The sequence below is a fragment of the Pontibacter qinzhouensis genome (genome assembly GCF_008017455.1).
In the GTDB taxonomy this organism is placed as follows: domain Bacteria; phylum Bacteroidota; class Bacteroidia; order Cytophagales; family Hymenobacteraceae; genus Pontibacter; species Pontibacter qinzhouensis.
Map to the genome: position 1 here is coordinate 14,048 of NZ_VRTY01000019.1, position 13,414 is coordinate 27,461.

The 13,414-nt window shown below is 47.2% G+C and carries 7 protein-coding genes; 6 read left to right on the forward strand and 1 reads right to left on the reverse strand.

Annotation, left to right across the window (positions count from 1 at the left end; genetic code table 11):
- Positions 1 to 208: 208 nt before the first annotated feature.
- Entirely contained in the window at positions 209 to 1,252 is a 1,044-nt protein-coding gene (arsS, locus tag FVR03_RS06865) for an arsenosugar biosynthesis radical SAM (seleno)protein ArsS (protein ID WP_147920999.1), read from the reverse strand.
- A 400-nt stretch (positions 1,253 to 1,652) separates the two neighbouring features.
- On the opposite strand from arsS, the gene msrB reads away from it, so the two are divergent.
- The 6 genes from msrB to FVR03_RS06895 all read left to right on the forward strand — a co-directional run bounded on the left by msrB (position 1,653) and on the right by FVR03_RS06895 (position 13,352).
- On the forward strand, positions 1,653 to 2,210 hold the full coding sequence (gene msrB / locus FVR03_RS06870; RefSeq protein ID WP_147921000.1) for a peptide-methionine (R)-S-oxide reductase MsrB: 558 nt from the start codon (positions 1,653 to 1,655) through the stop codon (positions 2,208 to 2,210).
- A gap of 985 nt (positions 2,211 to 3,195) precedes the next feature.
- The gene (locus FVR03_RS06875) at positions 3,196 to 6,363 is read left to right on the forward strand and encodes a SusC/RagA family TonB-linked outer membrane protein (RefSeq protein WP_255474101.1); all 3,168 of its coding nucleotides are present in this window, start codon (positions 3,196 to 3,198) and stop codon (positions 6,361 to 6,363) included.
- 26 nt (positions 6,364 to 6,389) lie between these two features.
- Positions 6,390 to 7,937, forward strand: coding sequence for a RagB/SusD family nutrient uptake outer membrane protein (locus tag FVR03_RS06880; RefSeq protein ID WP_147921001.1), 1,548 nt, complete (start codon positions 6,390 to 6,392; stop codon positions 7,935 to 7,937).
- Between the two features lie 231 nt (positions 7,938 to 8,168).
- Positions 8,169 to 9,242, forward strand: a complete 1,074-nt coding sequence (locus FVR03_RS06885; protein WP_147921002.1) for a glycoside hydrolase family 43 protein — start codon at positions 8,169 to 8,171, stop codon at positions 9,240 to 9,242.
- A gap of 561 nt (positions 9,243 to 9,803) precedes the next feature.
- Entirely contained in the window at positions 9,804 to 11,663 is a 1,860-nt protein-coding gene (locus FVR03_RS06890) for a glycoside hydrolase family 2 protein (RefSeq protein WP_147921003.1), read from the forward strand.
- 300 nt (positions 11,664 to 11,963) lie between these two features.
- Positions 11,964 to 13,352, forward strand: coding sequence for a family 43 glycosylhydrolase (locus FVR03_RS06895; RefSeq protein ID WP_147921004.1), 1,389 nt, complete (start codon positions 11,964 to 11,966; stop codon positions 13,350 to 13,352).
- Positions 13,353 to 13,414: the final 62 nt, after the last annotated feature.

Sequence of the window (13,414 nt, forward strand, 5' to 3'; positions counted from 1 at the left end):
GCAAAAAACAGCTTACAATTCTTCTGAAGGCCATTTTGATTTGAATAATTGGATAACTCAATAGTGTTTGCTAACCTTTGATTAGTGGAAGGAGACGGCAACTACTGTTTTCAACTCCAGATGACACCTTATATTTTCTCAGAACACATGGCTTTAACCAATACACACAGCACTAGATAACTTGGAAATGGATTGTTTTTTCAAAAAACTAAACAAGCGCACCCTGGCAACTCGACCCTGCACCGGCCGTGCAGCCGTAGCAGTGCTGGCCGAGCACGATGTCGCGGTTACGGAGCAGTTCGGCGTTATAATCCTGAATGTGCTGAGGCAGGTGCATTTTCAGGGGGAGCTGGAGCATCTGGTTAAAGTCGCAGTCGTAGAGCCTGCCATCCCAGCCTACCGATAAGGTGTTGCGGCACATTACGTGGCGGGCAGCAGCCGGATTAAAAGCATTGGCCAGCTTGTGCATGTATTCTTCGTATTTCTCGCTTAGCAGCAGGTAGTCCAGAAACCGGCTTATCGGGAGGTTGGTGATCGTGAACAGTTTATTGAACTCCAGGCCGAAATGCTCCCACAGCTGCTGTTTATAGTCCTGCTCCAGCTTCTGCTGGTCGGGTGCTATGGCTGCTCCCCCTGGGTTGTAGACCAGGTTTAGCTGCAGCCCGGTTCCGTCTTTGCCATAGCCAATTGCGTTCAGACGCTTAATGGCTTCTATCGAGGCCGAAAAAACGCCGTTACCGCGTTGTTTATCGGTGTTGGCCATGGTGTAGCAAGGTAACGATGCGATTACCTGTACCCGGTGCTCCTTAAAAAAGGTGGGGTAGCTGTCGTATTTTTTATTTGCAACCAGTATGGTCAGGTTACTACGAACAATAATCTCGACCTGCAGCTTTGCCAGCTCCTCTACAAACCACACAAAATCAGGGTTCATTTCTGGTGCACCGCCTGTAATGTCTACGGTTTTTATCTCCAGCGCTTTTACAGCCTCAAGGCAAGCTGCCATAGTCTGGCGCGTCATGATCTCTTTGCGGTCGGGGCCGGCATCTACGTGGCAGTGGGTGCAGGTCTGGTTGCACATGTACCCCACATTTACCTGCAGAATATCGAGGGTAACAGCCTGTAGCGGGTAAAGGCCTAATGCTTTTAGCTTAGCATCAAATTTTTCGATCTGAGAGTTACCCGATTCCAGAAACTGAACCTGCTCGGTAGCTTTTGCAAGGTAGCTTCCTCGAGCTTGAAGTGTTTTGATCATAAATAGTAAATGCTTGGTGCTGCAGATGTACCTACATGCCTGTACGTTTGTTTCCGGAAAGAGGTGCCGCAGCATCAGGAGCCTGTCCGGTAGCCTTAACCCTTGGCGAAAAATAACCGCAGAACCTTTGGAAGGCTGTTTTTATTTGAATAATTGGTAGCTGGTTACGCATTGGTTCTGTATAGAATTGTAAATTGGGAGGATTCGGGAACTTGAAGTTGAAGGAATGTTAGTTTTAAATGGGCAACTGAAATTTTAACTCGTCACTAATCACAATTTTTAACATGCAGCCTACCCTGGCAATCTGGTGGTGTAGGTTATTTCGTATATTTTTAAACAGCAACCTGTCTGTTGTTGTTTAACTGTTTGTAGCTCCTCTTATTTATTTAACCCCGACTATATGAACCAATGTATAAGCCTGATGCTGCTGTCTGTTTTAGCCTTGCTCTGTTGCCAGTCGCCCACTGCTGATGTGCAGCAGGTGCAGACCAAAGAGCCGGAAGCGCGGCTGACGTCAGTTTCGAATCAGCAGCAGAAAAACCCCTACTACTCCCGCACCGATACCACCAAACTGGTGTTGCCCGACTCTACCTGGCGACGTGTGCTCCCGGCAGATGTGTACCAGATAGCCCGGAAAAAAGGAACAGAGCGTGCTTTTACAGGCAAGTACTGGAACCACACCGGCCTTGGCACTTATTATTGCGGCGCTTGCGGCAACGCCTTGTTCCGCTCCGATGCCAAGTTTGCCAGCGATTGTGGCTGGCCCAGTTTTTTTGAAGTACTCCGTAAAAACGGTGTTACCTACCAGGAAGACCGTTCGCATGGTATGATTAGGGTGGAGGTGCTTTGCGGCCGCTGCGATGGGCATTTGGGGCACTTGTTCGATGATGGACCGCCGCCAACCGGCAAACGCTACTGCATGAACTCTGTTGTACTCGACTTCGAGCAGGGGCTGTAGCATCAGAAAAGATGCAGAAACAGCTACAAATCGGAGAGGCTGTTCAATGGTCATCATCTCTGAACAGCCTCTCTGGCAAAGCAGCTGAGGCAAATATAAGTGGTAACTGCGCTTTTGCATGTAAGACAGAAAGTTGCTGCAGAAGGTAAGCCTTAATAGTGCCAAAACTGCTTTTAAAAATTGCTTAATCGTATCTTTTATTTATTGGCAGGTTGTTGCAAATCAGCAGGAAATTTTATAGAATTGAGCAAATCACTTCAGTGCTGTGCACGATAAAATTGGAATTTCAACGAATGTTAGTTATAATTGTCAAAATTACATTAAATTATTGTTAATATGATTATTTTAAAAGCTGTCTGTTGTATTTAAAATACTGCTGCTAACTTTTTTTCTCTTGATACGGCAATAGTTTCAGAATTTACGTACTATACTTGTTATTTAAGTATCAGCTTTTAGTGCAATTATTACCTGAATTAGTATACAAACAACTTGTTTTTGCAAAAAATGATTTCACTAACTAAAATAAAGTAGGTTTAATGATCTAAAAAAATTTGCCAGAAATAATATATGTCAAAAATACACTTAGTTTATTGGTGTAATAACAGCTAATTGCTACTTCTGTTGAAATATTTAAAAAATGAAAAGGTAAAGCTATTTTTTAAGTTGAAAAACAAACAAAAGTTAGTTCTCTACGCTTTTGAAAGGAAAGAAGTTAGTTGAGTAAAAACTACATCTCAAATGGTAAACAGTAGCCTTTTAACAGATTTAAAAAAAACAAACCGTCATTCAAATCAACTAGGGTTATTACACGTACTTAACACCAGCATAAACAGAATACGGATGCATATTCAAATACCAATTCCCTCGTTTTTCTTTCCACTGAGGCAGCATACTCCAGGTGCCAGTTTACCTGGGTTTAACAGCTTATGCCTCCATCCAAAATTTCTAAACATTTAACTTTATTTACCTACATGCCGAAAATTGTATGAACAAAACTTTATCAAATCTCTTATCAGGTGTGGCAAGTACTACTGCAACCATTATGCTGGTGCAGTTTTCGTTGCATAACACCGCTGTTGCTGCCGATAATGACTATTTGCGTTCCCGGCATGTCATCAGCAATAACCTGAAAGTTGCCATAACGGTAACCGGAAAGGTAACAGACGAGAATGGCGGCGGTTTGCCGGGCGTATCGGTATCAGTAAAAGGAACATCTATTGGTACTGTTACTGACATTGACGGAAATTTCTCGCTGAACGTACCTGATGGCCAGGAAAGCGGCACCCTTGTTTTTACATACGTGGGTTATACGGCGCAGGAGGTTCCAATTAACAACCGGTCTAACATCAGCATTCAGCTGGCGCCAGATTCCAGAACACTAGGTGAAGTCGTAGTAATCGGTTACCAGACCATTCGTAAGGAAGACCTGACAGGCGCTGCCTCGGTTATTGCCCCTGAGGCTGCCAGACAGGTAACAGCGGCTACCGTGGCAGAATCTATTCAAGGCCTGGCACCAGGTGTTACGGTGCGAAACTCAGGCCGGCCAGGAGCAGGTGCTGCCATCGATATTCGTGGTGTGGCCAGCTTTACCAACACCAGCCCCTTGTATGTAATAGACGGTATGATTGCAGATGCCAGCCCAACCATTAACCCTAATGATATTGAGTCTATCCAGATTCTGAAAGATGCGTCGGCAGCTGCCATTTATGGTTCCAGGGCTGGTAACGGTGTAATTATTATCACGACTAAAAGAGGAGCACAAGGACCAGCCAAAATAGGTGTTTCTATTAAGCAAGGGGTGCAGCAGATACCTAAACTCTGGAATGTGATGAACTCCGAAGAGTTTGCCGCTACACAGCGTCAGCAGTTCGCAAACTCAGGCGATACCCCTCCGGGTAGCGTTTCGCTAACTCCTCCGCCAGCCACAGGCCCTAACAGCGTAAGGCACTGGACTGTAACAGATACCGACTGGCAGGACGAAACCACTCAACTCGGTACACTGTCAGACTATAATGTTACCTTATCAGGCGGAGGAGAGGCTGGTAATTATCTTATCTCGGGTTCTTATTTCACCAATGATGGTGTTGTAAAAGGGAATACTTTTGATAGGGCCAGCTTACGTATAAACACGCAAGGCAAAAAAGGCCGGTTTACCTTTGGTGAGAACCTGGTGCTGACCCACTCCTGGGAAGAGCGTCCGCTTTTGGTAAACCCGTTTTACGACATGCCGCAACTACTGCCGGTTATTCCGGTTCGGCACCCAAACATGATTACAGCCGATAACCCTGGTGGTTGGGGATTGGGCGACCAGACTTTTGCTCCTATTTATGGCTGGAACTACCTGGCCATGCGCGAACTGTTTGAGTCTACACACAAATACTCGAGAGTTGTAGGTAACGCTTACGCCGACTTCGAGATTTTTGACTGGTTGAAATACCGCTTTAACGCAGGTTTGGATGCCGGCTTCGATTTTCACCAGAACGTGCGCAGGCAGGGTAACTGGGTGTTAGCGCAGGCCTTCGAGCCAACCCACGTGTATCAGGACAGGCAGAACTTCAATACCGTACTTCTCGAACATACCCTGAACTTTGGTAAAACATTCGATCGCCATAATATTAATGGTGTTGTTGGTTATACCCAACAGTATAACAGAAGAGATAGAATGGAAGCCAGACGTAATGAATTGGTTAACTTTGGCGGCGAGTACCTGACAACCATTGGCTCCGCCATCGGCGACCAGACCTCAGAAGGTGGTATTATGGAGAACTATCGCATCTTCGGTACCTTGGGTCGATTGAACTATACTTTTGATGATAAATATTTGGTTACCCTTACCGGCCGTTATGACCAGGATTCTCGTTTTGGTACCGATAACCGTAGTAAGTTCTTCCCATCTATTGCACTGGGCTGGAGAATAAGCGAAGAAAACTTCCTGAATGCGCCATGGTTATCTGACTTAAAACTTCGTGCATCTTACGGCCAGTTAGGTATAGCTACAGTAGGATCATGGGACTACATCGGGGTAATCAATAATAACCCAAGAGTTGTATTTGGACCTAACAACGATTTTATAGGAGTAGGTGCTTACCAGGCAAGCTTGGTTAACCCTGACCTACGTTGGGAAACCAGAACATCGCAGAACATTGGTTTTGATGCTGCTTTGTTTAATAACAGAGTCATTTTAACAGCTGAGTACTACCATTCTTTATCGAAAGATGTGTTAACGCGTCTGCCAATACCATTCTATACTGGTAACTTAGAGGGAGATCCTTTTGTGAATGCTGCCTCTATCAGTAACCGGGGGGTTGAATTTTCTGCCACTTACCGTAGCCAGGAGAATCCATTTAAATGGGACGTAACAGCAAACTTTACTACCATTAAAAACAGGGTAGAAGATGTTGGTAACCTGGGTGAAGGCATAGACTACTTAATTGCAGGTAATACCCGTTCGCAGATTGGCAGAGGCATTGGTGAGTGGTACGTGCTGCAAACAGATGGTATTTTCCAGAGCGAAGAAGAAGTTCGTAACCACGTAAGTTCTGATGGTACCATCATTCAGCCTTTCTCTAAACCTGGCGATATCCGTTTTAAAGATTTAAATGATGATGGACAGGTAAACGACGGCGACCGTACATTTTCCGGCTCTCCCTGGCCTACCTTGCAAACAGGGGCTCAGTTCAATGCTTCTTACAGAGGCTTTACTTTTAACATGCAACTAATTGGCGTGTTCGGGCACACTGTTTACAACGATGTGAGAAGAATCCTCGATTCTTATGTAAACACCAACTTCCGTCGCGACATCAGCCCCTGGACACCAGAGAACACCAACACTTCTGACCCACGATTAGCCCGTAATACAGAAGAAGGTATCATATTCAATAACCAAGGGCAATCGGACCGTTGGCTTGAGAATGCTTCTTATGTTCGGATTAGAAACATTGAGTTTGGCTACAACCTGCCTGCTTCTTTCCTGAGCAGAATCCACACCAACAATGCCCGTGTATTCATCAGTGGACAAAACCTCTTGACTTTTACCAAGTACAGCGGCCTAGATCCTGATATAACTGGCGTTGGTATTCTGGAAAGAGGCTTGGATGCAGGTAGCTGGCCAGCCAGCCGAGTATATTCTGTAGGCTTAAATTTTGAGTTTTAATTATTAGTCTAAAGACGAACTTCTTTATGAAAAAGATAATAAGCTATTTTTTAGTGTTCGGAGCAATTTTATCCAGCTGTAATACTGACCTGGATATTCCGAACCCTAATCGTCCTACAACAGGACAGTTCTGGCAGACTGCAACTGATGCGCAGCAGGGCGTGAATGCTGTCTACAGTACACTACACCGTGGGCCTATTGTATTGTGGCAGTGGTTCTACTATACCGTTCGCTCCGATGAAGCGTTTAGCCGAAGCCCGGATGTTGCGATTCCCAATAACATGGACCGGTTCTTAATTACAGATTTTAACTTCGGCAGAACGAACGATGTATACGGCAATAATTACATTGGTATATTTCGTGCGAACCAGGTGCTGGCCAATGTGCCTGACATAGAAATGGACGAGACACTGAAGGCGCGCATTTTAGCAGAAGCTAAGTTCTTCAGAGGGTTCTTCTATTACAATCTGGCAAGCTTGTTCGGCAATGTTCCACTTATTGTAGAGCCATCACTTCCTACTGACCTGCCGCCCAATGCCACTAGAGCGGAAATATGGGCGCAGGCAGCCAGAGACCTGACAGAGGCAGCTGAGGCACTACCCCTCCGCTATAGTGGCAACGATGTGGGCCGGGTAACAAAAGGCGCAGCTTATGCACTATTAGCTAAGGTTTATATGCAGCAGCGCAACTGGGATGCCGCCCGTGTTCCGTTAGAATGGTTAGTAACCGGCGAAGGAAATGGTGTATATGACCTGGTACCTGACTACCGTCATAACTTTTTGGCTACTACTGAGAACAACATAGAGTCTGTGTTCGAGTGGCAGTTTGCTACGAACGAGTCTGAGTTTACCGATAACGATGTGCAGACGCCAAATCATAACTATGGTTCTCCGCTTGCCCAGTTTATTGCGCCGGCAAACGTAGGTTTCTCCGATGCCGAAATGCACCGCTGGGTAGTAGAGGAGTTTAACGAACAAACTGCGAACGGTCAAAGAGATCCGCGTGTGGCTGCATCTTTCTTCTTCGATTTTATGGATGAGAGAGGCCCTGCAAACACGATGATTTACGGAGTAACATTTACAGAGCGTTATGGTGCAAACGATAACCGGGTTTGGCTTAGAAAATTCTCAAACGATGCAGAGCCGGGTCGTGGAGCCGAAGGGTTCCGTTCTGCTAATAATTATCGCTTTATCCGATATGCCGATGTGCTGCTGATGTATGCTGAAGTGCTAAACGAACTTGGCAGAACAGCAGAAGCGTATCCGCATGTGGACCGTGTTAGACAAAGAGTTGGCTTACGTTCCTTAACGCAGGCAAGACCCGGGCTCAACCAGGCAGCATTCCGCCAGCAGATCGAGCATGAGCGTGTAACAGAACTGGCCGGCGAAGGCCACCGTTGGAATGATCTTGACCGTTGGGGTTATTTCGAATCGCAGGATAAGCTGAATATACTTATCCAAAGAGATCCGGCTTTTAACACCTTCCGGTTAGATCGTCATAGACTGCTGCCTCTGCCGCAACGCGATGTTGATATCAACCCTAATCTGGTTCAAAACCCGAATTATTCATCTTAGGTTATTACCACTAACAGGGCCCTGCATTTGTCTGAGAAGGCGAAGCAGGGCTCTGTTTTTTATGCCTAGACGGAAACGCAAATATTTAAGTGCTTAATGACTGTAACTACCAAATGTTCGTGTATTTTAGTGCTACTTTCAGTCCCGATTTCTAATGCTGCGTAAGCTCTTTTAGGCGGTGCTTTTGCCCCACCTCATAGCCATATCGCTGCTAAAACGACATTATAAACTATGAAACATACCCATACCTTCTTGCTGGCTTTCTGCTGTTTTCTGTTGTGTAGCAGTGCAGGTTGCAAAAAAGAAACAGATCCGGGCCAAACGACAACCACACCGCCTCCCTCAGGTCCCGAAACTACTTTTTCAAACCCTTTGCTGCCAAGCGGCCCCGACCCTTGGGTGGCTCAAAAAGACAGCTTTTACTACTACACCCATACCTTAGGCAACCGCATCGGGCTGGCCAAAACAAAGCACATGTCGCAACTGAAGGAGGCTCCGTTGCAAACCGTCTGGACACCTCCTGCACTTGGTCTTTATTCCCGCAACCTGTGGGCACCGGAGCTACACAGGTTAGATGGCAAATGGTATGTGTACTTCGCGGCAGACGGCGGGCAGGATGTTGACCACCGCATGTACGTTATCGAAAATGCTTCTGATGATCCCACCACCGGCACCTGGGAGTTTAAAGGCAAAATTTCTGATACCTCAGATAAATGGGCCATAGACGGCACGGTGCTGGAGTACAACGGTGAGCGCTACTTTCTTTGGTCAGGTTGGAGGGGCGATAACGATCCGGGCATTCAGCAACTCTACATTGCCCGCATGAGCAACCCCTGGACGCTGGTAGGAGAACGCGTGATGCTTTCAGAACCTGTTTACCCCTGGGAGCGAAATGGCTTTGTAAACGAAGGCCCTCAAATACTTAAAAATAAGGATGGGCGCGTATTTATGATCTACTCCGCCAGCGGCTGCTGGACAGATGATTATACACTGGGTATGATGACTCTGAAAGAAGGAGGAAACCCGCTGTTGCCATCTGACTGGAGTAAACACCCTAACCCGGTTTTCTCTAAAAGACCGGCCAGCAATGCTTATGGTCCTGGTCACAACGGCTTCTTTACATCGCCAGACGGCACCGAAGACTGGATTATTTACCATGCTAACCCTTCGCCCGGGCAAGGTTGCAGCGGATCGCGAAGCCCCAGAATTCAGAAATTTACCTGGAATGCAGACGGAACTCCGAATTTTGGCGAACCTGTTCCGCTTAGCGCACAACAAACTAGACCTTCCGGCGAGGTGAAATAATAACCTGTGAAGTTTATTCTAGAAGAAGTTGTAAAGATTCTGCCACTTGTACCTTCCACTCCTGAAGTAAACAGGCATATTAGCTTGCTGAGAATACTGGTAGTATGAATATTTATTTTTGCCAAGTAGTAAATGCTTATAGATCAGGTACTCGCAGGGTTAGAGACAAGTTGTTTCCGGAGAAGAGCCAAGTTGCTGTTTGGCAGATTATTTAAATGAAATTAGCCTCCAGAAGCTTTTTCGCTCTTTTTATGCCAAGGGTAGAAGGCTGCTTTTTCACTTTTAAATTTATTAGTAGATAAGGAAGAGAAAGCAAATTTACACCCTTGACAATTTTTCGTCACAAAAGCTTCTGAAGGCTGTTTTCATTCTAATAATTTGATTTCGCCAATGAACATAGCAGCTGAAGTTAACTGCATGTAAGGATGTATAATTTGTCTTGCCTAGCCTGACTAATACGGTAACGTATAGCCTACCCAATATTCAGAGTTTCCAAATTGAGTCACTAGTTGAGTGCCCATTCCTTTAAACTAACCACGATACATTACTCCGACATAGACCATGAGAAAGAACCGTATACTTTTGCTGCTCATCTTCCTGTTGCAGGCAGGCTTATTAACTGCTCAAAATTCAAAATGGCAGCCCGTAGTAGGCAAAATTATGAGCCCCTGGGCAGACAAGGTGAATCCTGAAAGCCCCTTGCCGGAATACCCGCGCCCGCAGCTGGTGCGCGAAAACAACTGGCAAAACCTGAACGGCCTCTGGGATTATGCCATCGTGCCGAAGGCGCAGCAAAGCACCAAACCAACGGCTTTCGAGGGACGCATTCTGGTGCCTTTTGCTGTAGAGTCGGCGCTCTCGGGGGTAGGTAAAACAGTGGGAGCGGAGCAGGTGCTGTGGTACCGAAAGCAGGTGCAGGTGCCTGCCAAACTGCGTCGCCAGCAGGTGCTGCTCCATTTCGGGGCCGTAGACTGGCAATGCGACGTGTACGTGAATGGCAAAAAAGCAGGAAGTCATGCAGGAGGTTACGATCCGTTTTCAATAGATATTACCTCTTTCCTCACCAACTCAAGCCAACAGGAAATAGCTGTAAGCGTTTGGGACCCGAGCAACGATGGGCCGCAGCCACGCGGCAAACAAGTTAAGAAACCGGAGTCGATTTGGTACACGCCTGTAACCGGTATTTGGCAAACAGTCTGGCTCGAAGCAGTTCCTGCCACCTACATTGCCGCCACCCGCCAGACACCTTCTGTAGATGCAGGCACCGTTACCGTTACAGCCAATGTGGAGCAGGCGCAGGCAAACGACAGAATAAGAGTATCGGCCTGGCAGGGCAAAAAGAAGTTGGTGGAGCAGGAAGTTGCCGCTAATGCAGAGGCTGTTTTAAAGTTGGCAAACCCAATGCTCTGGACACCGGAGAACCCGCACCTGTACGACTTGCAGGTGGCGGTGGTGCGCAACAACAAAGTGGTAGACCAGGTGAAAAGCTATTTCGCCATGCGCAAAATCAGTATGGAGCCCGATGCAAACGGCATACAACGCATGCTGCTCAACAACGAATTTGTTTTTCAGTTCGGGCCTCTGGACCAGGGTTGGTGGCCCGATGGTTTATACACTGCCCCAACAGAAGAAGCCCTGAAATTCGACATAGAAAAGACAAAAGAGATGGGCTTTAACATGATCAGGAAGCACGTGAAGGTTGAGCCTGCCCGCTGGTACTACCACTGCGACCGCATGGGCATGCTGGTGTGGCAGGATATGCCGAACGGCGACTGGGGCCAGTTCTGGGAAAACAACCCGGGCATAGAAGGCCGTGGCGGTGACATGACCCGAACTCCTGAATCTGAGAAAATATTCCGCACCGAATGGGCTGCCATCATGAGCGCCCTGCACAATTTCCCGAGTATTGTGGTGTGGGTGCCGTTTAACGAAGCCTGGGGCCAGTTTAAGACCGTAGAAATTACCGAATGGACTATGCAACAGGACCCTTCGCGGCTAGTGAACAGCGCCAGTGGCGGCAACTTTCATCCGGTAGGGCATATCATAGACCTGCATAACTATCCAGACCCTGCTATGCCTCGGGCAGACCTTTTCGGGCAGAAGCAGATACTGGTGCTCGGAGAGTACGGTGGCCTCGGTTTGCCGGTAGAGGGCCACACCTGGCAGGACAAAGACAACTGGGGCTACCAAAGCTTCAAAAGTACCGATGAACTATTTAAACGCTACAGCTCCTTTATCGACAGGCTCGAAGAACTGATTCCAAGAGGCTTATCGGCGGCTGTTTATACCCAGACCACCGATGTAGAGATAGAAACCAACGGCCTCATTACCTACGACCGGAAAGTGGTAAAATTACCTGCCCAGAAGCTAAAGCAGGTGCACAGCAAACTGTATAAACCCAACCAGGTGAAGCTGAAGTAATAATCTGCCATAGCGCTTGCAGGTCCACATGCGGTGAAGTGAGCGCTATGGCGATACAGCAAAACCATTGTCAACCCTTGACCTGAAAACCGACCTAATGGCTTTTGAAGGCATTTTTCCTTTAAATAATTCTGGCCTTATGTAACCGAAGATTAAATTGAAGCCCTCAGAACGTTTTACAGATTTTTTAAATTTAAAACAGGCAAAAATTCTTATATCTTGATACTTGTGTCCTGGTTACAGAAGTGGAACAACTTCGGATGGCAGGAAGCCGATACATATTCTATAAAGCTATACCCCATGATGAAACTAGCACCAACGCAACTCTTGCTGCTGCTGGCTCTCGCCTTTACAGCCTGCAGTCCTGCTTCTGATAAAGCCGCAGAGGAACAACAGGCTACTGCCGGCGAACAAGCCTATACCGGCAACCCGATTCTGCCTGGCAATTTCGCAGATCCGCACATCATACAGCACCAGGACACTTTCTACATATATGCTACTACCGGTGCCGAGGCTACCGTGTGGCGCTCTGCCGACTTTGTGAACTGGCGCCTTACCAAATTAAACTGGCCCACCAGCATGCAGAAGCCTGATATCTGGGCACCGGGCATTACGCAGGGCAAAGACGGAAAATTCTACCTCTACACCTCCACCGACCATAACATTTATGCAGGAGTAGCCGAACATCCGCTTGGCCCATTCACGAACCTGCTCGGAGGCGATAGCATCTTTATTGAAAACAGGCAGTGGTGGAGCAAAATGCACAGCATAGATGCCGACCCATTTGTTGATGATGATGGCCAGGCATACCTCTACTGGGGCTCCGGTTTCGACTTTAAAGATGGCATTTGTGCCGTAGGGTTGCTCAACGACGATATGGCTTCGTTTAAGAAGCAACCAGAGTTGGTTACGCCCAAAGGTTATTTTGAAGGTCCGCACATGATGAAGCGCAACGACATCTACTACCTCATGTACTCCGACGGCCTCTACTACGACTCCACCTACAAAGTACGCTACGCCATGTCCGATAAGCCGACAGGTCCGTTCTTGCAAGGCAAGAACAGCCCGATTTTAACCGCTACTCCCGATGGTAAAATCAGCGGCCCCGGCCACCACTCCACCATAAAGCTCCAAAACGATTATTATATGGTGTACCATCGCCACGTATACCCGTTCTACAAAGGCATCCGGCAGGTCTGCATCGATAAGATGGAGTTCGAAGAAGATGGCGCTATTAAACGCATGGTTGCTACGCAGGAGGGCATTCCGTTAGGTTTTGCCAAGGCAACGGCTACACGTAAGCAACTTCAGCCTGTCGAAGTTAAGACCTCTGGTGTGGTAAGCTCCGATTACGAAGCGGACAAGGCATTCGACCATAACAACGGTACCCTCTGGGCAGCACCCAAAACCACAGCTGCCTCCTGGTTGCAAGCCGATTTAGGAGAAGAGACAACCGTTAAAGCAGTAGCGCCTGTCTTTGATGAGGTAATGGGGAATTACGATTATAAAATTGAAAGCTCCTCTGATGGGCAAACCTGGAGCCCTTATGCAGCAGGCAACAACGCTGCCGCAAAAGAGTGGCCGGTAGAGCACCAGAAAGAGGTGAAAGCCAGGTTCATCCGGATAAATATTACCAATAACATATCCAATTCAGAAAGAACCGGCCTGTGGGAGCTGAAGCTGTTTTAGTTTAAGAGCTGGCGGCAAATTATTTAAACGAAAATGCCCTTCCGAAGCATTTTTAGAGCACA

Excerpts from the sequence above, each read along its gene's own strand:
- FVR03_RS06890 (WP_147921003.1), top strand. The coding sequence starts at position 9,804 with ATGAGAAAGAACCGTATACTTTTGCTGCTCATCTTCCTGTTGCAGGCA.
- FVR03_RS06895 (WP_147921004.1), top strand. The coding sequence starts at position 11,964 with ATGATGAAACTAGCACCAACGCAACTCTTGCTGCTGCTGGCTCTCGCC.
- arsS (WP_147920999.1), bottom strand. The coding sequence starts at position 1,252 with ATGATCAAAACACTTCAAGCTCGAGGAAGCTACCTTGCAAAAGCTACC.
- FVR03_RS06885 (WP_147921002.1), top strand. The coding sequence starts at position 8,169 with ATGAAACATACCCATACCTTCTTGCTGGCTTTCTGCTGTTTTCTGTTG.
- msrB (WP_147921000.1), top strand. The coding sequence starts at position 1,653 with ATGAACCAATGTATAAGCCTGATGCTGCTGTCTGTTTTAGCCTTGCTC.
- FVR03_RS06875 (WP_255474101.1), top strand. The coding sequence starts at position 3,196 with ATGAACAAAACTTTATCAAATCTCTTATCAGGTGTGGCAAGTACTACT.
- FVR03_RS06880 (WP_147921001.1), top strand. The coding sequence starts at position 6,390 with ATGAAAAAGATAATAAGCTATTTTTTAGTGTTCGGAGCAATTTTATCC.